Source organism: Hymenobacter crusticola, from assembly GCF_002154225.1.
In the GTDB taxonomy this organism is placed as follows: domain Bacteria; phylum Bacteroidota; class Bacteroidia; order Cytophagales; family Hymenobacteraceae; genus Hymenobacter; species Hymenobacter crusticola.
This window is the reverse complement of record NZ_MTSE01000005.1, coordinates 185,770-211,445: the sequence shown is the minus strand read 5'-3', so window position 1 is coordinate 211,445 and position 25,676 is coordinate 185,770. Positions and strand designations below refer to the sequence as shown.

23 protein-coding genes and 1 tRNA gene are annotated in these 25,676 nt (G+C 54.9%); 15 read left to right on the top strand and 9 right to left on the bottom strand.

Features of this window, described 5'->3' with window-relative positions; translation table 11 throughout:
• Window positions 1-14 precede the first annotated feature (14 nt).
• The 3 genes from BXP70_RS12210 to ispF form a co-directional block, all read right to left on the bottom strand.
• A complete protein-coding gene (locus BXP70_RS12210) occupies window positions 15-1,664 on the bottom strand; it encodes a M28 family peptidase (RefSeq protein WP_086594356.1) in 1,650 nt (549 codons plus the stop codon).
• Window positions 1,665-1,794: 130 nt separating this feature from the next.
• The gene (locus BXP70_RS12205) at window positions 1,795-3,417 is read right to left on the bottom strand and encodes a M28 family peptidase (RefSeq protein ID WP_086594515.1); all 1,623 of its coding nucleotides are present in this window, start codon (window positions 3,415-3,417) and stop codon (window positions 1,795-1,797) included.
• Window positions 3,418-3,514: 97 nt separating this feature from the next.
• Complete coding sequence (gene ispF, locus BXP70_RS12200) at window positions 3,515-3,994, bottom strand: 2-C-methyl-D-erythritol 2,4-cyclodiphosphate synthase (protein WP_086594355.1); 480 nt, start codon at window positions 3,992-3,994, stop codon at window positions 3,515-3,517.
• Between the two features lie 283 nt (window positions 3,995-4,277).
• On the opposite strand from ispF, the gene BXP70_RS12195 reads away from it, so the two are divergent.
• The 5 genes from BXP70_RS12195 to BXP70_RS12175 all read left to right on the top strand — a co-directional run bounded on the left by BXP70_RS12195 (window position 4,278) and on the right by BXP70_RS12175 (window position 11,579).
• Window positions 4,278-4,892, top strand: coding sequence for a TetR/AcrR family transcriptional regulator (locus tag BXP70_RS12195; RefSeq protein ID WP_086594354.1), 615 nt, complete (start codon window positions 4,278-4,280; stop codon window positions 4,890-4,892).
• Window positions 4,893-4,926: 34 nt separating this feature from the next.
• Window positions 4,927-6,471, top strand: coding sequence for a TolC family protein (locus BXP70_RS12190; RefSeq protein WP_086594353.1), 1,545 nt, complete (start codon window positions 4,927-4,929; stop codon window positions 6,469-6,471).
• Between the two features lie 48 nt (window positions 6,472-6,519).
• The gene (locus BXP70_RS12185; RefSeq protein WP_086594514.1) at window positions 6,520-7,644 is read left to right on the top strand and encodes an efflux RND transporter periplasmic adaptor subunit; all 1,125 of its coding nucleotides are present in this window, start codon (window positions 6,520-6,522) and stop codon (window positions 7,642-7,644) included.
• Between the two features lie 36 nt (window positions 7,645-7,680).
• The gene (locus BXP70_RS12180; RefSeq protein WP_086594352.1) at window positions 7,681-11,121 is read left to right on the top strand and encodes an efflux RND transporter permease subunit; all 3,441 of its coding nucleotides are present in this window, start codon (window positions 7,681-7,683) and stop codon (window positions 11,119-11,121) included.
• Window positions 11,122-11,306: 185 nt separating this feature from the next.
• Window positions 11,307-11,579: an acyl carrier protein gene (locus tag BXP70_RS12175; protein WP_086594351.1), complete on the top strand. Its 273-nt coding sequence runs from the start codon at window positions 11,307-11,309 to the stop codon at window positions 11,577-11,579.
• Between the two features lie 109 nt (window positions 11,580-11,688).
• On the opposite strand, the gene BXP70_RS31040 is transcribed toward BXP70_RS12175, so the two are convergent.
• A complete protein-coding gene (locus BXP70_RS31040; RefSeq protein WP_086594350.1) occupies window positions 11,689-12,489 on the bottom strand; it encodes a YkvA family protein in 801 nt (266 codons plus the stop codon).
• A gap of 218 nt (window positions 12,490-12,707) precedes the next feature.
• Window positions 12,708-13,313: a C40 family peptidase gene (locus BXP70_RS12165; RefSeq protein ID WP_086594349.1), complete on the bottom strand. Its 606-nt coding sequence runs from the start codon at window positions 13,311-13,313 to the stop codon at window positions 12,708-12,710.
• A 312-nt stretch (window positions 13,314-13,625) separates the two neighbouring features.
• Here BXP70_RS12165 and BXP70_RS12160 point away from each other — a divergent pair, with 312 nt between their 5' ends.
• A complete protein-coding gene (locus BXP70_RS12160; protein WP_086594348.1) occupies window positions 13,626-13,991 on the top strand; it encodes a hypothetical protein in 366 nt (121 codons plus the stop codon).
• Window positions 13,992-14,086: 95 nt separating this feature from the next.
• Here the strand turns inward: BXP70_RS12160 and BXP70_RS12155 are convergent, their stop codons facing one another.
• A complete protein-coding gene (locus BXP70_RS12155; protein WP_086594347.1) occupies window positions 14,087-14,881 on the bottom strand; it encodes an SDR family NAD(P)-dependent oxidoreductase in 795 nt (264 codons plus the stop codon).
• A gap of 197 nt (window positions 14,882-15,078) precedes the next feature.
• On the opposite strand from BXP70_RS12155, the gene BXP70_RS12150 reads away from it, so the two are divergent.
• Window positions 15,079-15,711 (top strand): hypothetical protein, encoded by a 633-nt coding sequence (locus BXP70_RS12150; protein WP_086594346.1) that lies wholly within the window; start codon window positions 15,079-15,081, stop codon window positions 15,709-15,711.
• Between the two features lie 85 nt (window positions 15,712-15,796).
• Here the strand turns inward: BXP70_RS12150 and BXP70_RS12145 are convergent, their stop codons facing one another.
• Window positions 15,797-16,966, bottom strand: a complete 1,170-nt coding sequence (locus BXP70_RS12145; protein WP_086594345.1) for a hypothetical protein — start codon at window positions 16,964-16,966, stop codon at window positions 15,797-15,799.
• Window positions 16,967-17,087: 121 nt separating this feature from the next.
• Window positions 17,088-18,494 carry a carbohydrate porin gene (locus BXP70_RS12140; RefSeq protein WP_218779780.1) on the bottom strand — a complete coding sequence of 469 codons (1,407 nt, stop codon included), beginning with the start codon at window positions 18,492-18,494 and terminating at the stop codon, window positions 17,088-17,090.
• Window positions 18,495-18,832: 338 nt separating this feature from the next.
• Between BXP70_RS12140 and BXP70_RS12135 the strand changes: the two genes are divergently transcribed.
• Window positions 18,833-19,813: a fatty acid desaturase gene (locus BXP70_RS12135; protein WP_086594343.1), complete on the top strand. Its 981-nt coding sequence runs from the start codon at window positions 18,833-18,835 to the stop codon at window positions 19,811-19,813.
• Window positions 19,814-20,072: 259 nt separating this feature from the next.
• Window positions 20,073-20,462, top strand: a complete 390-nt coding sequence (locus BXP70_RS12130; protein ID WP_086594342.1) for a cupin domain-containing protein — start codon at window positions 20,073-20,075, stop codon at window positions 20,460-20,462.
• Window positions 20,463-20,523: 61 nt separating this feature from the next.
• Here BXP70_RS12130 and BXP70_RS12125 read toward each other — a convergent pair.
• Window positions 20,524-20,596: transfer RNA gene (locus BXP70_RS12125), tRNA-Thr, on the bottom strand.
• Between the two features lie 181 nt (window positions 20,597-20,777).
• Here BXP70_RS12125 and BXP70_RS12120 point away from each other — a divergent pair.
• The 6 genes from BXP70_RS12120 (at window position 20,778) to BXP70_RS12095 (ending at window position 25,419) form a co-directional block, all read left to right on the top strand.
• A complete protein-coding gene (locus BXP70_RS12120; RefSeq protein ID WP_086594341.1) occupies window positions 20,778-21,239 on the top strand; it encodes a hypothetical protein in 462 nt (153 codons plus the stop codon).
• 42 nt (window positions 21,240-21,281) lie between these two features.
• Window positions 21,282-22,049, top strand: a complete 768-nt coding sequence (locus BXP70_RS12115; protein WP_086594340.1) for an FkbM family methyltransferase — start codon at window positions 21,282-21,284, stop codon at window positions 22,047-22,049.
• The gene (locus tag BXP70_RS12110; protein ID WP_086594339.1) at window positions 22,049-22,315 is read left to right on the top strand and encodes a DUF4834 family protein; all 267 of its coding nucleotides are present in this window, start codon (window positions 22,049-22,051) and stop codon (window positions 22,313-22,315) included. Before BXP70_RS12115 ends, BXP70_RS12110 begins: the two co-directional genes overlap by 1 nt.
• Window positions 22,316-22,626: 311 nt before the next feature.
• Complete coding sequence (locus tag BXP70_RS12105; protein WP_086594338.1) at window positions 22,627-23,631, top strand: helix-turn-helix transcriptional regulator; 1,005 nt, start codon at window positions 22,627-22,629, stop codon at window positions 23,629-23,631.
• A gap of 343 nt (window positions 23,632-23,974) precedes the next feature.
• Window positions 23,975-24,634, top strand: coding sequence for a hypothetical protein (locus BXP70_RS12100; protein WP_143436475.1), 660 nt, complete (start codon window positions 23,975-23,977; stop codon window positions 24,632-24,634).
• 44 nt (window positions 24,635-24,678) lie between these two features.
• The gene (locus BXP70_RS12095; RefSeq protein WP_086594336.1) at window positions 24,679-25,419 is read left to right on the top strand and encodes a hypothetical protein; all 741 of its coding nucleotides are present in this window, start codon (window positions 24,679-24,681) and stop codon (window positions 25,417-25,419) included.
• Window positions 25,420-25,676: the final 257 nt, after the last annotated feature.

The following is a 25,676-nucleotide window of genomic DNA, read 5'->3' as shown; positions in this document are numbered from 1 at the left end:
CACTCCGTCGCGCTTTAGGGTTTGTTGGAATCCACTACAATTCGGTTGTCGCGGTTGGTCAGTTCCCAGGCGGTGTGAAACACCAGGCGGGCGCGGGTCTCCATCAGCGGAAACTCAATCTTATCAACCTCGTCGGTTTCTTTGTGGTAATCTTCGTGCTCACCAGTGGTGTAGAAGATTACCGGGATGCCATTCTTCGCAAAGTTGTAGTGGTCGGAGCGGTAGTAGATGCGCTCGGGCTCATTGGGCACGTTGTAGCGGTAGTCGAGGTCCAAGTGCGTGTACTTGGTGTTGTTGGCCTCGTTGATGGCGTGCAGCTCCGACGACAGCTTATCCGACCCTACCAAGCCCACATAGTTGTCGCCCTTCTTGTGGTTGTAGTCGATGCGGCCGATCATGTCAATGTTCAAGTCGGCGATGGTGCTAGCCAGCGGGAACACCGGGTGCTCCGTGTAGTATTCCGAGCCGAGCAGGCCTTTTTCTTCGCCCGTCACGGTGATAAACAGGATGCTGCGCCGCGGGCCGTGACCATCTTTCTTGGCCTGGACAAATGCCTGCGCTAGCTCCAGCACCGAGACTGTGCCCGAGCCATCGTCGTCGGCGCCGTTGTTTACCTTGCCGTCCGTGATACCGATGTGGTCGTAGTGGGCAGAGCACACCAGCAGTTCGTCTTTCTTATCGGTACCCTCCAAGTAGCCCATCACGTTTTCAGTCGTGACGTTCTCCTTGATAACGGGAGCTTTCAACTTAGCTGAGCTAGCTTTCCACTTCACAGCTACCGGCTTGCCAGCTTGCGCAGCATCGGTCTGGTACTGCAGAAGCGCGGCAGGGGTGGTGCCTACCAGCTGGGCACCTAGGGTCGGCGAAACCGAGAAAACCGGGTAGGAGGTAGGACGCGCTTCCGCATTCTCCGCTTTGGGCAAGCCCATTTGCGCCTCTTGCAGATACGGTTTGAGGCGGTTGATATTGGTGGTGAAGAGGGCCGCGTCGGGGTTGATGGTAATCACGCTCCGGGCGCCTTTCTGCATGGCGGCCGTCATTTTGGCGCTGCGGTCGGTGCTCCACTTGCTGGGCTTGCCATCAGCGCCGAGCACGAATTTGCCCTCTTTGGTTTTGGGCTCCCCACCAAGCATTACTACATCTTTGCCCTTCACGTCCTTGCCGGCGTAGTCGGAGTAGCCCTCCTGCTCGATGCCGTAGCCCACAAACACCGGTTGCAAGGTAGTCTCTTCTTGAAAGGGCGTTTTGCCATAAATGAAGAAGTCCTCCAACCACTTAAAGGACTGCTTGCCAACCATGAACGTCACGTCGCCCCAGCGCGTGCGCTCCAGCTGAAAGTGCTGCACGTAGGGGTTGTCGGAGCCTTGTACGGGGCCTGTTAGGCCTAGGTCCTGGAAGTACTTCGCAATGTATTCGGCCGCCATCTTTTGGCCTTTCTCACCCGTCTCACGGCCTTCGTAGGCATCAGAAGCTAGGATGGTGAGGTGCTTACGCAAATCTTCCTGCGTGATGGAATTGGCGTACGTCACCGACAAATCCGGTTCGGGTGCCGTTGCGGCAGCCGTTTTAGCCGCTTTCGATTTCTTTACTTTCTGCGCCGTCGCCGGCGCGGATATACTACAAGCTGCCGCAAAAAGCAGCGCGTAAAAAGAGCGTTTGTTCATCAAAAAGTACCTGAGCAAATGAGTAACGGAGTAGCTGGGTCAGCGTAACGAAGCAAATGAGTAACGAAGTAAAGTCGTTCAACGCTTTACTTCGTTACTCATTTGCTTCGCTGCTCGACGAAGTTACTTTTTATTGTTTGTTTGAATCGACTACAATGCGGGTGTCGCGGTTCGCTAGGTCCCAGGCCGTGTAGAAAATGAGGTGCACCCGTTTCTCCATCTGCGGAAACTCGATTTTGCTTACTTCGTCGCCGGCGCCGTGGTAGTCGGCGTGCACGCCATTAAAGAAGAAAGCCACCGGAATCTTGTGCTTGGCGAAGTTATAGTGGTCGGAGCGGTAGTAGAAGCGATTCGGGTCCTGTGGGTCGTTGAAGCGGAAGTCGAGGTCGATGTTGGTATGCTGCTTGTTCTCGTTTTGCACGATGGTATGCAGTTCCGACGAAAGCTTGTCGGAGCCAATCACGTACACGTAGTCGCCCTTGCCTTCGTGGTCTTTATCGGTGCGGCCCACCATGTCGGTGTTTAAGTCGGCAATGGTTTGAGCCAGCGGTAGCACCGGATGATCGGTGTAGTACTCTGAGCCGAGCAAGCCTTTTTCTTCGCCCGTCACGGTGAGAAACAGGATGCTACGGCGCGGGCCGTGCCCTTCTTTCTTGGCTTTGGCAAATGCCTCGGCCATTTCTAGCACCGAGACCGTGCCCGAGCCATCGTCGTCGGCGCCGTTGTACACCTCGCCTTTGATCACGCCTACGTGGTCGTAGTGGGCCGAGCATACCAAGTACTCGTCCTTTTTGTCGGTGCCTTCCAGCAAGCCCATCACGTTTTCAGTGACAAACTCCTGCTGGTTTTGCGGGGTCTTGATGCGGAAGCTAGCTGGCTTGAATGAGGCCGCTGGCTGGCTGCCACTCTTCGCGGCAGCTAGGTACTTCGTTATGCCGGCTTCGTTGGTGCCGAGCATTTTGTAGCCTACCGCCGGTGTCACGATAAACGCTGCTGCCCGCCCGCCGCTTTGCTGCGGGGCATCCTTGAACATGATAGTCGGCCGGCTCACGTACGCCGCGATGGGTGCGGTAGTAGCTGTGAACGAAGCCCCTGGGGTGAAGTTGACCAGGAAAATGCTGCGCACTCCCTTGCTGCTGGCCGTAGCAATCTTGGAGCGGTACTCGTTCATGCCCGGCTCGCTGATGAGCATGATAACGTCCTTCCCCTTTAGCTCTTTGCCAGCGTAGTCGGCCTCGAGGCCATACCCCACGAACACGGGTTGTACAGTAGTTTCGGTGGCGAAGGGCGTGCGGCCGTAGCCCAGAAAGTCTGTTGTCCACTTGTACGTTTGCTTGCCAATGGCCAGCGTGGCGTCGTTGCCCCAAGTTGAGCGCACCATGGTGAAGTGCTGCACGTAGGGGTTATCAGAGCCTTGCACGGGGCCCACCAGACCTAGGTCTTTGAACTGCTTGGCAATGTATTCGGCGGCCATCTTTTGGCCTTTTTCACCTGTTTCGCGGCCTTCGTACTCGTCGGAGGCAATGATGGAGAGGTGCTTGCGCAAATCTTCCTGCGTGATAGAACTGGCGTACGCAGTAGCTAGGTCTGCCGCCGAAGGTGCCGGCGCTGGCGTCATGGTAGGCTGTACCGGTGAGGTCGTCACGTCGCCTCGTTTCGCTTTGGTTTTGCCCTTGGCCGGCGCCTGTTGCGCCACGGCGGAAGTAGCACAGCACGCCGCCAATAGCAGCGCGTAAAAGGTGTTGTTGTGCATGATGAGAATGAGGGAATGAAATAGCAAGGCAAAGACACAAGCCACGGCAAAAGCTTGCATCGCACCGCCAAAACGTGCGCGAGGGTTGCGCCTTGGCTTATGGCTTGGTGATGAGCACGCTCGCGTAAGCGGCGACGCCCTCCCGCCGGCCGACGAAACCTAGCTTTTCGGTGGTGGTGGCTTTAATAGAAATGTCTTCCGCCGGAATGCGTAGCACAGCCGCCAACGTTTCCTGCATGGCCGGAATGTGCGGATTGACCTTAGGTGCTTCCAGGCAAACCGTCGAGTCGATGTTGGAGATGGCGTAGCCACGCTCTTCTAGCAAGCGCACGACCTCGGCCAGCAAGCGCTTCGAGTCGATGCCTTTGTACTGCGGATCGGTGTCGGGAAAGTGAAAGCCAATGTCGCGCAGGTTGGCGGCGCCCAGCAGCGCATCACAAATAACGTGGATGAGTACATCGGCGTCGGAGTGGCCGAGGGCGCCGTGAGTGTGCGGAATCTGGATACCGCCGAGCCAAAAGGGGAGCCCCTCACGGAGCTGGTGCACGTCGTAGCCGAAGCCGGTGCGGATTTTCATAAAGCGGGAGCTAGGTAAAAAAGACTGCTCCAAGGTACAACACGCTCGGTATTAGTCTGCGCTCAGATTATGGTAAGGTTATTTATCCTGTTGGCTATCAATAAGATGGTCTAATTGCTGTTGCTTAGACACCGCGAAAAAATATTTTCTCAACTGTAAAGTATCGGGTGCGGCTCCTCGTCTTAGAGGGGGAATACACTAGCGGCTATGATGTATCATCAGAAAATTTTAATGGAAACTTTGGAAATGAAAAAAGTTTCCGGTGTATCTTTGTCCCAGAATTATGGAAATCAAAGATCGGATTCTACAATCAGCCAGGACGCTGTTCTCGCAACGAGGCTTGAAAAGCGTCTCCATGGATGATATCGCGGCCCACTTGGCCGTGTCGAAAAAGACATTGTACAAGTGGTTCGAAAACAAAGACCAGATTGTGCAAGCTAGTCTGGAGCAATACCTCACCAATAACCAGTGTGAAGGCCAGCAACTACTCAACGGAGCAGCTAATGCCATTGATGAGTTCTTTCTGATGCTGGAATGGATTCGGAGCCATTTCGCCGACATCGTTCCGGGTATATTCTACGACATGCAGAAGTACTACCCAGGAGCTTGGCAGCTGTGGCTAGAGCACAAGAACACGTTCATTCTAGCGCAGATCAAGGCCAATCTGGAACGCGGAATTGCTGAGGGGCTTTACCGCCCCGAACTGGATGTGGAAGTCATTGCTCGCATGCGCCTAGCCCTGATCGAGCTGCTGCTAAATGCAGAAGTTTATCCGCCCCGGCAGTTTAGTCCGCAACGCGTGCAAACCTGCATTCTAGAGCACTTTATGCTCGGTATTGCGAGCCTCAAAGGGTACAAGCTTATCAATAAATACCGTCATGTGACGGAGGAAGAATAACCTAGCTTATTCCGTACACTCTCCTTTCTATCGTATGAAAAACTCGCTTCGCCTCCTGCTTCTTCTGGCAGCGCTAAGCTTTCTGGGACTGCAAAAGTTGCTCGCCCAGACGCCTTCCACCGGTCAGCCCGTAGCTACCTCGACGCCAATGGCTTTGTCGTTGCAACAAGCTGTTGATTACTCTATTAAGAATAAGTCGACCCTGCAGGCTACGCGCATCAATGAGCAGTTAGCTGCCAGCCAAATTGGGCAGATCAAGTCACAAGGCTTGCCGCAGCTGAATGGTGCTGCAACCGTTACGGATAACTACAAACTACAAAGGTCGCTTGTTGATTTCGGCGCATTTAGTGGTGGACAAGGCCCTTTGCTCGGAGCTACCCTTACTCCGGGAGACATAACCGCCGCCCAAGGTGGGCAACCTGTAACGCTGCAACCTGCGTACGAACCATTTGTGCCAAGTCCGCCACAGCCGTTGGCGTTTGGCTTGCAGTACCAGGGTAATGCTTCAGTTTCGGCTTCGCAACAGTTATTCAACGGTTCGTACTTGCTAGGATTGAAAGCTGCCAAAGTGTACCAGCAGCTCTCAGTGAAGCAAACGGTGCAGAGCGAAATTGATGTTGTAGAGCAAGTTTCGAAGGCTTATTACAGCACATTAGTCGCTCGTGAGCGGCTGAAGCTGCTAGCGCGTAACGTACAACGCCTTGACACACTGCTTTACCAAACCCAGCAGACGTTCAAAGAAGGCTTCGCCGAAAAGCTTGACGTGCAGCGCCTGCAGGTGCAGCGCAATAACCTGAACATAGAGCAGCAGAATGCACAGCGTTTGATTGAGTTGAGCGTGGCCTTGCTTAAGTTTCAGATGGGGCTTGATCAGCGCCAGCCCGTGCAGCTAACCGATTCGCTCAATGTGGCCGTGCTGGATGCTGAACGCTTGAAACAAAGCCTAGGTACCGCTGACGCTAGCTTCAACTACCAGGATCGAATTGAATATTCAGTGCTGGAAACTCAGCGCGACCTGGCGGCTCTCGATGTGCGGAACCAACGGGCTGGCTACCTTCCCACACTTAATTTAGTCGGTGCCTATGGCTTCATCGGTTCGGCTGGCTCGCTGCCGACGTTGCTGAAGTTCCGTGGCCCAAACTCGATAGACGAGCGTACGCGCTTCCCTAACCAGAAATGGTTTGGCTTCGGTAACGTAGGCTTGCAGTTGCAAATCCCGGTTTTCGATGGCTTCCGCAAAAAGTACTTAGTGCAAAGTGCTAAGCTGACATTGGAACAAGTGAACAAAGGCTTTACCACACTTCAGCAGAGCATCGACCTGCAACGGACCCAAAGTCAGACGACGCTGCAGAACGACCTGGATGTGTTAGTTAACCAGAAAGCGAACCTAGACTTAGCTACCGAAGTGGCCCGGGTAGCTAAAGTAAAGTTTCAAGAGGGTGTGGGCTCCAACGTGGAGCTGGTGACGGCGGAAACGGATTTGCGTCAGGCGCAAACCAACTACTACTCCGCGCTTTACGACGCGCTGGTAGCCAAAGTAGACTACGACAAAGCAGCTGGTACACTGTATAAAAAATAAACGGCTCGCGCACCTTCTTCTATGAATTCCTTGAATCGCTTTTTCCCAATGAAACATACTACTTCTACCGCGCTGTTAGCCCTCGCTTTCCTAGCCGCTTGTGGCGACGGCAAGAAAGATCCGGCCGCTGAACTAGCGGCCCTGAAGAAAGAACAGGCAAGCAACCAAGCCAAGATTTCGGAGCTGGAAGCCAAAGTTGGTGGCGGCAAAAGCAACGCCGCGGCTAATGCCGTACCGGTATCGGTGGTCAACGTGCAGCCAGAAGACTTTCGCAGCTACTTGGAAGTACAAGGCCGTGCTGACTTCGATCAGAACGCCAACGTATCGGCACGGGCATCCGGGACCATCACCAACCTGCGGGTGCAGCGCGGCGACCGGGTAAGCCGAGGACAAATCCTGGCCACGCTCGACGCCGCCGTACTGGAATCGGGCATTGCCGAGTTGCGCACTCGCCTTGACCTAGCGCGCGTGCTCTATGACAAGCAGAACCGGTTGTGGCAACAGCAGATCGGCACGGAGGTGCAGTACCTGCAAGCCAAAAACAACTACGAAGCCTTGCAGCGCAACCTCGCCACCCAGCAGCAGCAGCGCGACCTCTATAACGTGCGGGCACCCTTTGCCGGTACCGTTGATGATGTGCCGGCCAAAGTAGGCGAGCTAGCTTCGCCGGGTGTGCCGATCGTGCGCATCCTGAGCGGCTCGGCGGGCAAAATCGTGGCCGACGTTTCGGAAGCATACGCTAATAGCATCAAAGCCGGCGACAAAGCGCTAGTGAGCGTGCCAGACCTAGGCAAAGAAAACATGCCTTCTACCGTCCGCACGGTTAGCCGCATCATCAACCCCACGAGCCGCACCTTCACCATTGAGCTGCGCCTCAACGGAAAAGAAGCTACGCAGCTTCGCCCCAACATGGTAGCCTCAGTACGCATCCAGAACTACAACCGCAACAACGCTACGGTAGTACCCGTGGACATTGTGCAGAAGGATGAGGAAAACAGCTACGTGTTTGTCGTGGAGCAGAAAGGCAATCAGAAAATTGCTGCTAAGCGCGTTATTACAACCGGTGCCACTTACAACGGGAAAGTGGAGGTTACAAAAGGCCTAGCCGCCAACGACCAAGTTATTACAGCCGGCTATCAGAACGTGAACGAAGGGCAAGTCGTGACCTTATAGGTTGAGGCTAGTCGTTGAACGACAACTAAATCGACTATGCAGGACATCGAGAGAGAGTTTAAGCCGACCAGCTGGTCGATCGATAATAAGACCAGCATTTACATCATCACGCTCATTCTGTGCGTGGCGGGGATTTTTGCCTACATCAAGCTAGGCAAAGAGAAATTCCCCGACATCGTGATTCCGCGGATTATCGTGGCCACGATTTACCCCGGTACCTCACCGGCCGACATCGAGAACCTGGTAACGCGCCAGCTCGAAAAGGAAATCAAGTCGGTGAACGGGGTGAAAAAGATCAACTCCACCTCTAACCAGGACTATTGCATTGTCGACGTGGAGTTTAACTCCGGTGTGGATGTGCAGTACGCCAAGCAGCTCATCAAGGACGCCGTCGATAAGGCTAGCTCGGAGCTGCCGAACGACTTGCCCACGCCGCCTACGGTGCAGGAAGTCAACCTGTCGGAGGTGCCGATCATGAACATCAACCTCGCCGGTAACTTGCCCTTGAGCCAGCTCAAGAAGTACGCCGACGACTTCCAAGATCGGATTGAGGCGCTGCCCGAAATCACCCGCGTCGACATCATTGGTGCCCTAGAGCAACAAGTGAACGTAGACGTAGACCTGAACAAGCTCCGCGCCTCGCGCCTAGGTTTCACCGACATTGAAGGCGCCATTGCCCGCGAAAACATCACCATCTCGGGCGGTTCCATCGACGTGGGCCAGCAGAAGCGGGCCGTGCGCGTAGCTGGTCAGTACGCCAACGCCGCCGATATTGCCGACATTCAGGTGAAGAACCTGAACGGTGCTGCCGTGCGCCTAGGCGACATTGCCACGGTGCAAGACGCCTTCAAAGACCGCGAATCGTACGCTCGCCTCGACGGCAAGCAGGCCATTACCCTGAACGTGATTAAGCGCCAGGGCGAAAACCTAATCGACGCTTCCGACAAGATTCAGGCAATCATCAAGGATGCCAAGCAAACCTTACCCAAGGAGCTGACCATCACCGTGACGGGCGACACCTCGAACGACACGCGCGTAACGCTGAATGACCTGATTAACACCATCATCATCGGCTTCGTCCTGGTGACGTTGATCCTGATGTTCTTCATGGGGACCACCAACGCCCTATTCGTGGGTCTGTCGGTGCCGATTTCCATGTTCCTAGCCTTCGTGATGCTGCCCACGCTGGACTTCTCGCTGAACATGATCGTGCTGTTCGCCTTCCTGCTTGCCCTCGGTATTGTGGTCGACGACGCCATTGTGGTTATCGAGAACACCCACCGCTTGCTGCACGAACACCCCAACCTGACCACCGCTCAAGCAGCCAAATACGCTGCTGGCGAGGTGTTCATCCCGGTGCTAGCCGGTACGCTCACCACGGTAGCGCCGTTCGTGCCGCTGATGTTCTGGCCGGGCATTGTGGGTAGCTTTATGTTCTACCTGCCTGTTACGCTGATCCTAACGCTGATGTCGTCACTGCTGGTAGCGTTCATCATGAACCCGGTGTTTGCCGTGTCGTTCATGGAGCGCGAAGATCACCACAGCGGTGAAAAGCCCAAGCTGACCAAAGGCTTCCTCGTTGCCATGGGCGTGCTATTGCTTATTGCCATCATCGGCTACGTGTCTGGCTCGCCGTTCACCGGCAACTTGATGATGTTCGTCATCCTCTTCTGCGTGCTCGATAAGTTTGTATTCGTTCACCTGATTGCGGCCTTCCAGACTAAAGTGCTACCCCGCTTCCAAAACGGCTACGCCCGCTTGGTGGGAGTTGCCGTGGGCGGCTCGCTCTGGCGCCAAGCCGGTATCATGGTGAGCATGCTGGTGCTGTTCGTACTTTCCATCTTCGCGGTGGGTGCTCGTCAGCCCAAGGTTGACTTTTTCCCGAAAGGCGATCCTAAATTCATCTACACCTACCTGAAGATGCCGGTTGGCACGCGGGTGGAAGTAACCGACTCGATAGCTCGGGTGCTGGAGAAACGCGTGTACGGAGTCATTGGTGACCACAACCACGACGTAGAATCGATAATCACCAACGTAGCTATTGGCGCCACCGACCCCGGCGAAGCTACCGCTACGGGTACTTCGCAGTCGAACCTAGCCAAGATTGCCGTGGCCTTCAAGGAAAGCGGCGAGCGGACGGGTAAGCCCACCCGCGAGTACATGGACCAGATCCGCGAAGCGGTGAAGGGCATTCCCGGCGCGGAAATCTCCGTCGACCAAGAAGCTAGTGGCCCGCCCACGGGTAAGGAAATTGCCATCGAAGTAGCCGGCGACGACTACCCAACCCTGGCCAAGCTGTCGAAGAAAGTAACGCGCTACGTCGATTCGCTCAAGATTGGTGGTATCGAGCAGTTGCGTTCTAACCTAGAAGACCGCAACCCCGAAATTGCCGTCAACATCGACCGGGTACGGGCCAACCGCGAAGGCATTAGCACGGCGCAGATTGGTTCGGAAGTACGCACGGCTATCTATGGTTTCGAGGCTAGCAAATTCAAGACGGCTGATGATGAGTACCCGATTCAGGTGCGCTACGCCAAGCCGTACCGCGAAGATGTGGATGCCATCCTGAACTCGCCGCTCACGTTCCGCGACGCTACCGGCCAGGTGCGCCAAGTGCCTATCTCGTCGATTGCCAGCGTGAACTATGGCACGACCTACGGCGGTATCAAGCGCAAGGACACCAAGCGCGTTATCACGATTTCGTCGAACGTGCTCAGTGGCTTCACCGGCCCCGACGTAGTGCGCAACATCGACCAGGCGCTGAAATCCTTCCGCATGCCGCCCGGCTACACCGTGCGCATGGGTGGTGCCCAGGAAGACCAGCAGGAGACTAGCTCCTTCCTTGGGGTGGCAGCCATCGGCGCTATCGGCCTGATCTTCCTCGTACTAGTTACGCAGTTCAACTCGGTGAGCAAGCCGCTTATCATCCTCTCCGAGATTATCTTCTCGGTAATTGGGGTAATGCTAGGTTTGGCCATCACGGGCATGAACATCAGTATCGTAATGACCGGGGTAGGGATTATCGCCCTAGCGGGTATTGTGGTGAAGAACGGTATCCTGCTGGTAGAATTCACCGATATGCTCCGTTCGCAAGGTATGCCGCTCCGCGAAGCCATTGTGCTGGCCGGCCGTACGCGTCTGAACCCGGTAATCCTGACGGCTACGGCCGCCACCCTAGGTCTGATTCCGCTGGCTATCGGCTTGAACATCGACTTCTACGAGCTGTTCAACTCCTTCCATCCGCACTTCTTCATCGGGGGCGAATCGGTAACGTTCTGGGGGCCGCTGGCTTGGACGATTATTTTCGGGTTGGTGTTTGCAACCCTTATCACCCTATTGATAGTCCCAGTAATGTACTTATTGAACGAAACCCTTCGTTCTAAAATCACTGGTGTCCACCCGGACGCTCCGCAGACGCCGCCCGCCGACGCGGAAGAAGTTCGGGCCGCCCGGCCACCAGTGCTAGCCGAAGCGTAAGTCGGCTGCTGTTTCCTGCTTGTCTGTTACTAGTTGCCCGTTGTCTATTACCAAAGTCTGTTGCCGAAACTCGTGTGTTACTTGCTGCCCACAACGATTTCACTTCGGTAAGCAGATCCTGCCTAATAAGACAGCGGGCAGCTAGCTTAAATAGTTGCTTTCCCCTATTTCTCTGTCGTTCCCCTATGATCACCTCAACGACCTCCGTTCCCAAATCAATTGAGCAGCAAGTGCTGCGAATCATCAGCAAGCGCAAGGCTATCAAGCCTCGCCGCCTGCGTATCGGTAGCAACCTAAGCCGCGAGCTAGGTTTTGATACCGTCGATGTGGTCGATATTATTCTCGAGCTTGAGCGTAACTTCCACATCATTATTCCCGATGAGGTGCCCCTAGCAACGGTGGGCGATTTTGTAACCTACGTAGCCTCGCATACGCCCGAGGCGGCGCAAGTCGCATAAACGTTCTACCATTCGCGAGTCACCTACTAAGTTGGGCAGCAAAAAAGCCGCCCGGCGTCATCCTAATGACGCCGGGCGGCTTTTTTATGAACAGTTTTATTGCGGCTGTTTAGCGTACGTTGCCGCCCGCGTCATTGGAACCGTCATTATGGGTGCGGCTACCGTCGGTGTTGTATGTATCGTCGGCGTGCAACTTTGGGTTAGTGGGCGGCTCCGTATCATCTGGCCCCGTGAGGCTAGGGTTTGGGTTGCTGCTGTCGGGCGAAGAAATACCAGAGTCGGTGTTGGATACGGGGCCCTCAGCTGGCTTCAAGTCAGTGGTGCCTGCGCGCTTAGCCGATTCCGAAGATACTTTCCCGTGCGAAGGGCTGTAAAGTGGCGCTGGGCTAGGCTCATGCGGCTGCGGACCCGACGTAGACGTGCTACCGTCTTGACCAGTATTCAACACTACAGCGGCGCTAGGTTGTATGTCACTGGGCTCCATCACCGTCGGACGGGTCTTTTCCCACTCCGCAAATTTGTCGAGCTCCTCTTTGATGGAAGTGCTGAACCAGGCTACCAACGCTACATCATCGAGCAAGCCAAGTACCGGAATAAAGTCCGGAATCAGGTCAATTGGGAACAGGAAGTAGATGGTGACGGCTACCGCGGCCACGACTGTAGACGCCGGCAAACCCGTATACTCCCCCGACGCGGACATTTTGATCAAGCGGAAGAGGGTCTGCATCGTCTCCCAGGCTTCCTGGGCGATGGTGCCCACGTCCTTTTTTTCGCTGGCCTTCTCATAGGCGTCGCTCAGGAGTTGCTTAATGCGCGTTGGTTTCTTAAGGTATTCTTCCGCTTTGCCCAAGAACTTCTTGAATAGCGGTGAAGAAGCAATGTGTTCGCCTTTAGGGTTTTGCGTAGCCATATGAAAGAGGAGAGAGTGGTGAATAAAATGGAATAAGCAGCCGGCTAAAAAAGGAGAAGCGAGCTACTAAACTAGGCGCGAAAACGCAACTATAGCCTGCCTGCTATACTGCTTTAGAGCAAAATAGTTTTCTGCGTAATTGTCTTTGCCAGTCCTTCTCAAGGCATAAAAAAAGCCCCGCTCGGTTGGAACGGGGCTTGTGCGTAGCAAGGGGCAGATTACTCGTTTTCGATACGACCGGCCGCGTAGAAATTACGGTGGTAGTATGGCTGATTAAGCGAGCTAATCATGACGCCACCATTGGTAGCGGAGTGGGCAAACTTACCATCTTTAATGTAGATGCCCACGTGATAAATAGGCTGACCCGGACCGCGACGGAAGAATACCAAGTCGCCGGCCTCCATTTGGTCTTTGTTCACGCGCTTCACGTTCTCGAACATGGAGCGGGAACTGCGCTTGAGCGTAATGCCATATACCTCCTGAAACACGCGCGTCACGAAGCCGGAGCAGTCAGTGCCTTTTTTGGAGTTGCTGCCGTAGCGGTAGGGGGTCCCGATCCAGTCGGTGACGGTGCGCAGCAGGTCTTTGTTTTCGTTGAAAGCTAGGTCTACGCCGAGTGTTTGGGCGTAGTAGTGGTAAGCTAGCGAGTCGCGGGAAGCCGTGGTGGCGTCAGCCGGCGTGCTGCCGTCTAGGAAGCTCGGCAGCAGGGAGGCTTCCGCTATAACGGGAGCCGAAGAAGAGGTAGTAGCGTCAGGTGTGCGCTCGAAGAAAAAGGAAAGCGTAGTGGAAGCAGCGGCGAGGCAATACAGGATGGTGTTTTTCATTGTCCGTCGTAGGGTGGCAAAATCGGATTCCTAGGTGGCTGGTGAGCCAGAGCGTACGTTCTTTTACTCGATAATTCAGTTGCTAAAAGCAGTAGAAAACAAGCCGTAAATGAGCCGCGCAAGACGGCAAAACGAGCGGATATTTCTTCCGCCGATGTCTAAAGCTAAACCATAATTTCGGTGACATCCAAATTTGGCGTATCAAAACGGAGAAATTTCTTGATTTAGGAATACTTTTTTCCTGAATATCCCTGCCCGGAAGAAAACCTAAATGCGTCGCTTGGCGTATATGGCGCCTGCTGTTTTTTACCTATGAAGCCTCCTCGTATTATCACCAACTCACCCTTGGCGCGCGTCGCGCGCCAGGTACTCGGCTCCTCGAGCGTAGCGATGGTGCTCGGCAACACCATTCACTTGAGCGGCGCCACGCAAGAGGAGTTTTTGCGCGACCCTTACTGGGTTGCGCACGAGATGTGTCATATCCGACAATTCCGGGAGCATGGCTACCTGCCTTTTCTCTGGAAATACTTAGTGGAGTCGGCGCGGGTAGGCTACTACAACAATAAGTATGAGGCGGAAGCCCGCGTGGCTGGTCAGCGCGATGCTTCGCTCTACGCGCGCAATGGGGTGCTACCCGACCCCGCTACCATGCACCGTGGCGCTGGCGAACCTAGCTAGGTGTCATAGTCAACCCTAGAACTAGCCCCCACGACAAAGGCCGCTCCTGAGATCAGGAGCGGCCTTTGTCGTGGGGGCTAGTTCTAGGGTTGACTTTACTCAGCAGGCTCGAAGCTTTTCTTGCTGCTAGCAGCCAGCCAGCTGTCCGGAATGATGTTGGTTAGCGTGGCCAGCAACTTATTGTTGATACCAGAGATAACGCGGGGCTCGCCATTCATGAGCGCCTCGTAGCCGTCCTTGGCTACATCTTTCGGGTCGGCCTTCTTGCTCTGGCCTTCTTTGGTGTCTTGGGCACCAGCCGTTTCGAAGAACTCCGTCTCGGTGGCACCGGGGCAAAGCGCCGTTACCGTTACGCCCGAATCCTTCAGCTCTTCAATGATGGCTTCCGTGAAAGACAAAACGAATGCCTTGGAGGCGCCATACACCGCTAGGTTAGCATTGGGTTGAAACGAAGCCAGAGAAGCTAGCTGCAAAATGCGGCCCTTACCGCGCTGCTTCATGTCGCGTCCGAAAAGGTAAGTTAGCTCCGTCAAGGCCGTAATGTTGGTGTTGATCAGGGCCACGTTGCGGTTTAGATCAGCCTCCAGAAACGGTCCTGCCACGCCAAAACCGGCGTCGTTGATGAGAATGTCGACTTGCAGGCCTTTGCTCTGTACCTCATCGTACACCTTTTGGGCCGCGCCGGGCTCACCTAGGTCTTGGGTAATAAGCGTGGGGGTGATATGGTGCACACTCTGTAAGTGATCGGCAAAGCCTTGCAGGCCACCAGGGTTTTGGTCGACGAGAATGAGCTGATATTGGTCTTTCGCCAACAAGTGGGCTAGCTCTTGACCAATGCCACTAGCGGCGCCTGTTACAAGAGCAACGGAAAGATTTGAATCACGTGCCATGGGAATAGTTGCGTTAGGATGGGGGTGAGGGGAGGGCAATAAACTGCCTTATCGTACTGACTACCTGAACAGAAGGTTACGGGCGGTGAATAAAAAGCCGAAGTCAACTGCAACCTCATTCCGCTGGTTTACGAATAGACGGAAGCCACCTGGCTTCCCACGCGGCTATCACTTTGCACCCAAACCCTTTGAAACTCATGGAAAGCAAAAAAAACCAACCCGCCCAAGATCCGGACCTAGCTTCTACGAATACCACTGACTCCACCTCGGGGGCAACTGATTTAGGCTCAGCCGCTACCGCTGATAGCAGCTACGATAATCCTTCGCTCAACCTAGGAGATGAAAGCGCGCAGCCAGCACCACAGGCCGCGCAAGCTGATCAGCAGCCAGGCAACTTGTTTGATAGCGCCATTGACGCTCTTAACCTAGGTACGGTAGGTGATACGGCTAAGAAGCTGCTGGACCAATCGAACCTGAAAAGCACAGTAAATCAGCTACCCCAAAACTTAAAAGACCTCGGTACGAAAGCTACCGCCCAAGTAAATAAGCTGACCACAACACAGAAAATTGTGGGTGGGGCTCTGCTACTAGGCGGCATCGGCTGGTTGTCTCTGCGCTCAAAGGGCGGCAAAAAGTCTTTTAGCAAGAGCTCTAAGGAAGCGTACCGGGGCAGCTCGGCAGGCTACTCCACAGCCGGCAAGTATACCACCGGCGACAGCTACGGCTCCCGCTATGGCTCTACCAGCAGCTATTCGTCGCCGGGTTCGGTGAACGAAGCTAGCTACCGTGGCACCTCGCAGAAGGGCTCTAGCACTGGTCACACTTTGTAAAACAAGTTGATAAGAATAAACGCAAAAGGACCGAAGCTCATGCTTCGGTCCTTTTGCGTTTGGTAGCTAGCTTATTATAAGTTGCTTAGTTAGCATCCGATGCGCGAAATTTAGCTAGGAAGAAATCCTGGTTGAAATTTAGGTACACGCCTAAAGAGAAATCGAGCAGGTGGGCGTTAAAATCATATACCGGCTCCAGGCGCGTGGTGAGCACCACGTGGCCTGGCAGGCGAAAGTCGCGTAAGAAGCGCACGATCAGAAGCTGGCGGTTGGGGTCTGTAAACTGCGGATTGGCAACCGTAGTCGACACAGATTGGTAGAGCCGGCCACCTAGGGGCGCGATGAAGTGGTGCCCTTGCCAGTAGCTGACCAGCACGTTCAAGAAGCGCGTATCGGCGCCGACGTTTGCGTACAGGCCAGTGCCTTGGCTGTAAGGATAGACTTTCGTAAACGAACGATCATTGAAGAAGGTCCCATGCACTTCGGCGCGGAGGCGTGGCACCGTGCGGGAAGCGAGCTGCCGGGCTACACGCAACCCTAGGCTGTAGTTGAACAGCGTTTGCAGGGGCTTGTCCAGCGTATCGATTTGGCCACCGTAATGTTGCGCCGTGAACTGAGCGGGGATGCTCAAGCGCCAGTTGCGGGTGGAGTCGGGGGTAAGAATAAACTCAGAAGCTAGGCCGCCCGTGATTTGCTCCTGGTAATTGCTGTAGCGGTATTGTTGCCGCTGCCAGTCGACCCATGTATCAAGGCGCACGCGGCGGGTTTGGAGTTGGTACTGCAAGCCTTCTTCCAGCCGCTTCAGCATCACCCGCTCGAAGTCGAACAGCGGCTCGATATAGCCGTGGTGCAGGTGGCTTTCGATGTTGCCGAACAGCACACGATGACGACCGTTGGGGCTCTGGTACACGCCCGTGAACGTCGGGCGTACTTGTTGTAAGCGCGGATTGCCGTAGTCCTTCCACAAGAAAATGCCGGCTTCCAGGCGCAGGTTTGGGCTAGGGTAGTATGTCAGGCGCGGGTTGAACTGCGTACCAAACAGCGTATATCCGTCGGCAATCTTGTTGAAGTACTCGTTGTCTTTAAAAAACTGAAAGGCATTAACGCTCAACCGCAACTGGTGGTCGTAGGCGGGCCGCACGGTGAGCGGGTACAGAAAAGCGCGGTTGTCGAGCTGGGCCTGGGCGGCAGGCGCGGCGCCCAGCGCTAAGCACAGACTGATTAAAAAGCTAGCACGGGTAACGAAAGGGGCCACGAGCGGGAGGCTATAATTGAGTTTCCCAAACCTAGGCAATCAAGTTGTTATTCCGTGCTGAGCACGCCAGCTAACCGGCCGCACCAGTCAATTTAGTAACCTGCTTCAGCTACCAGCTACCTTAAAAGGCAACGTGCGCCCGCACGGCTACCACATGCACCGGGCCACGGTCACGGTTGTAGCCTGGGTCGACCACAAATTGATAATCAGGGCTGATGGTGAGGAAGTACTTCGGGATGTTGAAGCTGTAGTAGACCTCGCCAATTAGCTCGGGCGCGTATTTCAAGTAGCCGTCGCCGATGATAAAGCCGTGCCCGCCCGCCGCCAGAAAGTCGCGGTGCGGTTGTGAGATGCCATTGCCCACAAACGCCAAACCTAGGCGGTCGTCGGGGCGGTGCCAACGGGTACCGCCGCTGCTCGCGCCCACACTCACCGACTGATCAATTTCGGTGAACGCCCACGTCTCGTGCCGGCCGTCGTTGAAGCTAGCCCGTGCAAATACCCCCAGCTGATCGGTAAGGGCCTGCTCTACGTTCGCCGAAAGGCCATACTTAGTGCGCCCCAGCGCCCGAGTAGCGGTTAGGTCTAGGTCGGGGCGTTGGGTTGCTAAGCGGTAGTCGCCCATATTGGCGTGCGTAATGAACCCTAACAGGCGTACGGCACCCGGTCGGCTGTGCAGAGACGTCGTCTTCGTAAGCTCCAGCGTTTCGGAGTGCGAGCGACCATAGTTCTTTTCTAGGGTTGGCCCGTTGGCTTCACGCGGCACCAACGTGCTAGCCACACGCAAGGCAAAAGCGGGCGTTACGTACTCGCCCACCGCACCTACGGTGTAGCCGCGGGTATTGGCCGGGTAGTCCCAGGCTCCCGTGCTCATCAAGCTCCAATTGAAAAACTGGGTGCGTGGGTCGTGGCTATAGCTGTTTAAATCGAAGTAGTCGGAGAGGCTAAACTTGCCCACATTAAGCGCCACGTAGTGCGTGGGCGCGGGGCCGCTTAGTTGGTTTGGCGCATCGGCGGCCGTTGTTTGCTCAGTACCTAGGTTCCACACCTGCCGCAGGAACAAGCGGGCTAGGTAGAGCTGCGGCGCCGGGTTCCCGATGCGAAACGTTTCGCCGTTCACGAATCCAGCTATGCCGCGGGCCCCGCTCAGGCCGCTGCCGCCCGCTACCTCTGGGTTGAAGTACAGCGAGGCGCCGTGCCACAAACGTCGGCCGACGAACAGGGTAGTCGTAAGAGAAAGTTTGGCTTTCTCCACCGGCTGCAAACTGTAGCTCCCCGTGCGTGGGGCCGCAAACTTGTTGTGCCACTGCTGAATGACAGTCTGCTGGAAATGCAGGCTCCAGGGTTGCAGTGTTGTTGTATCGGGGGGCAGCGGCTGCGTAGGAGGCGTGGCGGGCGCTGCCGCAGGCGTTGAAACAGGCGGCGCCGGCTGCGGCGACGCTGGTGAGGTTTGAGCCCGCGCAGCAACGGCGCTAATCATGCCGAGTAATACGAAGGCAGCGTGCCTAGGGCGCGTAACAAAACGCATCAGAGAAGTGAATTGAGCAGTAGGGGAGAGAGGAATACCAGCTAGGTGGGGGTACTGGTCAGGGGAAGAGCTACGTGTCGCTAAGCAATGGCGCGTCGAGCAACCGACTAATTTTTACCGTTGCTCAAACTAAATTCGACAACTTAGGCTTCTACTAGGGCTCAGTACCCAGACCGCAGCCCGGCACAAGAATGGCTTGCAAGCTAGCGGGCGCCTCATGAAGAAATCATGTTGAACGTATTATTTGCTCAACGACAAAAAATAGGTGGCTTTTTTTAAAGGAATTGCCTTATTCTTGTCGGCCCAATTTGTTATCACCCCCTCATCTATCTGGCACCATGCCTTCTCAGTCTGCTACATTCACGCTTGTCAACACGCTTGAGCCGCACCGAGGACGCGGTCGGCAGCTCCTCAAGACGCACCCCGAAGCCCGGCGCCTGATTACCAAGGAGCCTAAAACATTCGCCATTATCTTGGCCTGTGTGGGCGCCCAAGTATTCTTGGCGTATCTGGTGGCCGACCTAGCTTGGTACTGGAGCCTGCTGGTGGCGTACTTCGTGGGGGCGTTTTTTTCGCACACACTTTTTGTCACCATTCACGAAGCGGCGCACAACCTGATCTTTAAGAAAACGTGGCAGAACACGGCCGCTGGCATTTTCGCCAATTTCCCAACGGTGGTGCCGACGGCTATTTCTTTCAAAAACTTTCACCTGCAACACCACGTGCACCAAGGCGTGCACGAGTTGGATGCCGATTTGCCTGATTGGTATGAAGCCAAACTGATCCGCAATTACTCCATCGGCAAGGCGATTTGGCTGTTTTTCTTTCCGTTGTTTCAAGTGATTCGCACGCTGCGCTGCCGCGAAGTAGCTGCCGTCGACCGTTTTGTGGTAGCTAATATTGTAGCACAGCTCGCCTTCGATGCGGTAATTGTTTACTTCTTTGGCTGGACGGCGCTGCTGTATCTGTTCATGAGCTTCTGGTTCTCCGTTGGTTTTCACCCGCTGGGCGCCCGCTGGATTCAGGAGCACTACCTAACCCTCGACCCGGAGCAGGAAACCTACAGCTACTATGGTCGCCTAAATGGTATCAACCTCAACGTAGGCTTTCACAACGAGCACCACGATCTGCCTTCTGTGCCGTGGACGAAGCTGCCAGAATTAAAAGCATTGGCCCCCGAGTTTTACGAGCCGCTGCTGCATCATACATCTTACACGCGGCTATTTTTCCGCTTTCTGTTTGATCAGGAAATCAGTTTGTTCTCCCGCGTCACGCGTCCTCGGCGCGAGCAGCGCGAGCCAACGTCAGCTGCTCACTAGAGACCTAGGTTGGTAATTTCAAAAGCCTCGTCAGCTCACGCTGGGGAGGCTTTTTTCATAAATAGCACCAGGCTGCTTGCAACGAACAAACACCTAAAAGCGGCGCTCGTGCTTTGCGCGTCGGACTGTAGCAGCCTCTATCGCGGAAAGCACTTAGCGTCCTGACTGATTGATTTGAGCAAGCGCGACCGAAGTAAGAGGATTGTGGCTATATTTAGTTATTCCTCAACTACTTATTGTCCACCCAAACCTACTTCCTATGAGTCATGCTGATTCCTTGATGGCGCCTATGCTGGGCACTGAGCACCGCGAAGTTGGTGGCGTGCAGTTGGATTTTATGCGCGCTGGTGCGGCTCGTATCAAGCGCGTTGTATACCCAGCCGACTTTCGTTGGTCACGCAACATGAAGCCGCTCGTTGGGACGGAGTACTGCCAGCATGCACATGTTGGTTTCCTCGCCCAGGGCCAGTTGCACATTCAATACGCTGACGGGACCAGCGAAACGTTCACGGCCCCTCAGATGGTCGTGATCACGCCGGGGCACGACGGTTGGGTGCTTGGCAACGAACCCGCCGTGATGATTGAGTTTGACTTTGAAGGCGAAACTATGCAGCGTTTAGGGTTAAACAACCTACGCCAGCAGGCCTAGGGCCATTAACTTTAAACGCAAAAAGGCCCGAAAAACGCGTTTGCGTTATCGGGCCTTTTTGAGCCTTCTACGGGACTCGAACCTGCGACCTGCTCATTACGAATGAGCTGCTCTACCAACTGAGCTAAGAAGGCTACTAGCTAAGCAGCCGGCGCTACTTAGGGCTGCAAAGATAGAAAAGCTAGATAAACCAGCACAAGCTTACCCCCTAAAAATTTCGGGCGAGTTATTCCGCTACTACGCGCAACGCCATGCCGCGCTTGCTCGTTTGGGAACCTAGGCCCGACGAACAAGCGGCCTTACGCATCATTACTCATGGGAAAAAAATCATCGACCAAGTTACCGCAAGCCTTATTTAGTGGTTTCGCGGGCTCTGTTGTCCTCACCCTTTTGCACGAAAATGCCCGGCGCATTGCCCCCGAGGTAGCTCCGCGTATGGATGTGCTCGGCATGCGGGCGCTGCGCAAAATGCTGAACACCGCAGAGGCTCCTCAGCCCGACCACGATACCTTGTTCAACGTGACAATGGCGGGTGATATTTTAGTCAATGGGTTGTATTACAGCTTTGTAGGCAAAGGCAAGAAGGCGTGGGGACGTGGCGCTTTGCTAGGCCTAGCGGCTGGCGTGGGAGGCGTGGTGCTGCCAGGTCCGTTGGGGCTAGGAAAAGCGCCAAGTAATCGCACTCCCCAAACGAAGCTCATGACGGTGGCCTGGTACCTCGTAGGTGGCCTAGCGGCGGCGGGCGCTTCACGGCTGTGGAGCAAAGCGCGCAAGTAGCACGTCGTTGGCCCGGTTCGGCGTATTACCTTTGGGGCTACCATGAAAGAACTCCGCAAACTGCTGGTCCGGGCACTTGGCTTCGAACGTTACATCCGCTTAGTGAGCCGTGTGTACTTGCGCTTGGTGGGGGCAGGTTGGGGTAAGGACAAATACCCGGAGTTGTTTTTTCTGGCTAAGCTCGTCAAGCCGGGTTTTGTGTGTCTGGATATCGGCGCCAACCTAGGGTATTACTCCGTGGCGCTGTCGCGGCTGGCTGGGCCACAGGGCAAAGTGCTGGCGGTGGAGCCCATCCCCATATTCCAGAATATTTGGAAAGACAACGTACGCCTGAGTGGCTACAACAACGTACAATTGTTGCCTTACGCCCTAGGTGGTGAGAATACTACTGTGCAGATGGGCACACCCGAACGCAACGGCCTGCTCCACCACGGCATGACCAAAATTGCGGCCAGCAATACCCAAGAACATTACGCCCGCACCTACGACGTGCCCATGCGCGTGCCGGACGAACTGCTAACTGACCTAGCTCGCCTCGACTTCGTGAAGTGTGACGTCGAAGGATTTGAGTACGAAGTGTTTCGGCACATGCAACTCACCTTGCGCCGTTTTCGGCCGCTCATCCAAACGGAGCTCAATGGCCTGGAGAACCGACGGAACGTGGTTGAGCTATTAGAAAAGCTAGGTTACAAACCATTTGTGCTGTCGGAGCGTTCTGAACTTGTGCCGTGTACTATGGCGCAGCTGGAAAGTGCCGTCACGGCCGATTTTTATTTTCAACCTATTACTGCCCCCCTTCCTGTCAACTGATGGTCAAATTCCTGCTCACGCTCCTTGTCATTTCGTTTATCATTCGCTTTGTAGTGCCGGTGGTGCTGCGGCTGCTTGTGGGGAACCTTGTGCAAAAGCACACGCGTCGCTTTGAGCAGCAGTTTGGCGGGTCGCCTTTTAATCCACCACCTACGTCGCCTCCCCCCGGCGAAGTACGCGTTGAGTACGTGCCCCCCAAGCAAAAGCCAACGCCGTCGAAGGAATTCAGAGGTGGGGAGTACGTTGACTATGAAGAAGTGAAGTAGTGTATCGCTTCTGTGTATTATAACGAAAAGCCTGTTGCTGCCCAGCAACAGGCTTTTTTAATTTTTAATGACACTATTTGAATACAGCATGAAGCACCCAGCACCAGCACAAGCTAGGCTTTGTGAGCAGAACGCTTCGAGCAGCTAGAAAATAGAGTCCGGTATCCTATATTTTGACATGTTTATGGGATTGCGCTGTGCAGCAGTCCTCCTCAATTTTGAACCTGCTTAGCCCTGTGGTGCTGGCCAGCCTAGCTAGCACCTCGCTTGTCCACGCTATTTGTATCTTCTATTGTTGATTGTTGTTGCTTATGGAGCCGTTCTACCAAGTTCGTACTGCCGAGTTCACAGATAATTGCCAAACTACGCTGCACCAACAGACCGGCTTGATGCATGCTACGACTACTTGGCAAAGTGGGGGCAACGAAGCCACTTTCTCAGATTACTTTTTAGAGGGATTTCAGCTTACCACGTTGACCGGGCACCTAGCTCAGCCGCTGCAGCTTGAGCTAGCCGTCGAGAAGCCGTGGCTAGCTATGCTGTATCAACTGGACGGGCAGATCGACTCGAAAGCCTGCGCGCTGAGCCCTTTGCGCTTCGAGCGAGGCCATCAGAATATGATGGCAGACGAAGCGCCCGTGAACTTCTACACTTTTCAGGGACGGCAGCATACGAGCTTCTCTATCCACCTCACCCGAAATCTGTTTGAGCAGCTAGTGACCAGTAACGAAGAGTGGCTAGGCTTACACGGACAACAGCTAAATCGCCCCAAACCCTTCGTGATGCTGCCAGAGGGCATGGCTATTTCTCCTCAGCAACGCACGCTCATCCAACAGATTATCAACTGCCCGTATAGCGGTTCCCTGAAAAAGATGTTTCTGGAAGCCCGCTTTCTGGACCTATTTATTGAGCAACAAACGCAGCTTATGCAGTTGCGCGTCCGTGGCACCTCTCGCGACCGAGAAATGTTGCACGCCGTTCGCGACTTTTTAGATAGTAACTACGCCGAACCACCGAGCCTGCTTGCCTTGGCGCGCCAGTTCGGCACGAACGACTTCAAACTCAAAAAGGGTTTCCGCGAGCTATTTGGTACCACTGTGTTTGGGTACATTGCCGAGCGCCGCCTGACTGTGGCGCACCAGTTGCTCTCCCTCACCGATCAGCCCGTGCAGGAGGTAGCGGAGGTCGTTGGCTTTGCAAATCCAGCGCACTTTTCCACGGTCTTCCGGCGCAAGTTTGGCCTGCGGCCTACCCAAGTACGTCGCGCCCCCCAACGGCTCCAAGCCGGTGCACTGCTCTCCGCAATAGCTGCCTGATTAATAAGCGCTTCCAACAACAGTAGATGCAGTTGACCAAGCTCGATGACGACTAAGTCATTAAGCTTGTCTGTTGGTGGCAGCCTGCGTAGAAATGTTATTTGTCCTGGTTGCCTTGGCTCACCAAGTACTACCTAAGGTGCACAAAGGCCGCTGTAAGAATCCGGATTAGACAAGTAGAAATCCGTTTCACAAAAACGCTTGGCATAGGCGCCCGCTAGTTTTGCAAGACCAATCCTTCGTAAGGATAATCGCTTGATCAGCAAGGAGAAGCTAGGTGCCTAGCTTTGCTACAGCTAAGCTAGCGGTGGCATCCGAGCGGGTTATTCTACTTCCTACCGACATGTTTCATTCTGTTATTAGGCGGCTGCTGTGCTCAACGGGTATCACACTGCTCATGCATTCTGCCGCCATAGGGCAAACCGCGCCGCTTGTGGCAGCGGATAGCTCTTCCCGCGTTTTGCTCAAAGGCAGCACGGGCTTCGCGCGAGGCTTCACCATCGGCGCACCAGCGGGTTTGGCGCTACCTCTTATCCTTGGTGCTGAGCTTCAACTAGCACCTCACTGGACCGTTTACACGGACGGATTCAGTGGAATGCTCCTAAAAGTCAACCGGCAGGAAGAACACGACATCACCAAGTACATCAACTTGTACAATGTGGGGGCCGACTTTGGTATCCGACATTACTATAACCAAAGCAAACGCCAGCGGCGCGGCCTAGCAACGGGCGCTTTCGTTGGCAACTACCTAGCCCTACAATCGACGAGCAGCTGGTGGAATCCGCGCAACGCTGGCCGGCACTTGCGTTACGATTTCACTACTGTGGCGGTGCTCTGGGGACTGCAACGCCGGTTCGGCAACCACGGCCTCGTAGAAGCCTACGCTGGCCTAGGCTTATCCAACGATATTCGAGCGCGGTACACCGATACCGGATATGAACTCCAACGCCGCTTTGCCACGGTAAAGCCAGAAGCCGGTATCAAGCTAGGGTTTGTCTTATAAGCTCCTCCCGAGTAGTCTAAGTCTTTTCGTAGCTGAAAGCCGGCGTGAATTATATCGTATCTCGCTATTCCTCGTCCGACAATTCTGGCGATAAAACCCAAGCTAGCCGGAGCGGTGCCGATTATTGGGTGGTCAAGCTGGACGGGCAAGGTACCAAGCAATGGGACCGTACGCTCGGCGGCGACGCCAACGACCACTGCCGCGAGTTGCATCTCCCCGCCGATGGGAGCGCACTGCTGGCAGGTTCTTCCCTCTCAGGCGCTAGCGGTGATAAAAGCCAGCCAAACCTAGGCTTGCGCGACTACTGGCTCGTGCAGATAGATGCGCAAGGCAATAAAGAGTGGGACCGATCGTACGGCACGGTCAAGGAAGAACAGCTGGCAAGCGTGGTGCTTACCCCAGATGATGGCTGCCTGGTAGGAGGAGATAACATTAACACGTACGCGGTTCTCAAGCTCGATGCGCGCGGGACCAAGCAATGGGAGCAGACGCTCCACGCAGGTGATGGCTACACGCAGCTCGTGCAGATGCGTAGCGCAGCCGATGGTGGCTATCTGCTCGCCGGAATGTCTACGGGCGATGCCGTGGGCGATAAGAGTGAACCGAGCCGCGGCGGCGAGCTTTATGGAGATTACTGGCTGGTTTGGCTCACAAGTACCGTGTTAGCCAATCATCCACCAGCCGTCCCTATTGCTTGGCAAGTATACCCCAACCCGCTCAAGGTTCTTTCACGGTGCAATTGCCCGCCGATGCACCGGCAGCTGGCTTGCAGCTACAACGCATAGATGCGCTAGGCCGCTCGGTGTGGCATCAAGAACGGCCCGCCGCCTTGGTAAACGTGTCAGCGAGGGGAGTGCCAGCGGGACTGTACTGGCTGCATATAAGCGGGCCGGCGAATTATAAGTCTACTAAACGGATTGCGCTGGAATAAGCTAAAGTGCTGGTGGGGTAGCTAGGTCATTGCCTTATACAGGCAACGCAGTTAATACTGCCTTTATCATTGATGTGGTAACTCTTATGAAGGTGCTAGTAGCCCGAGCTT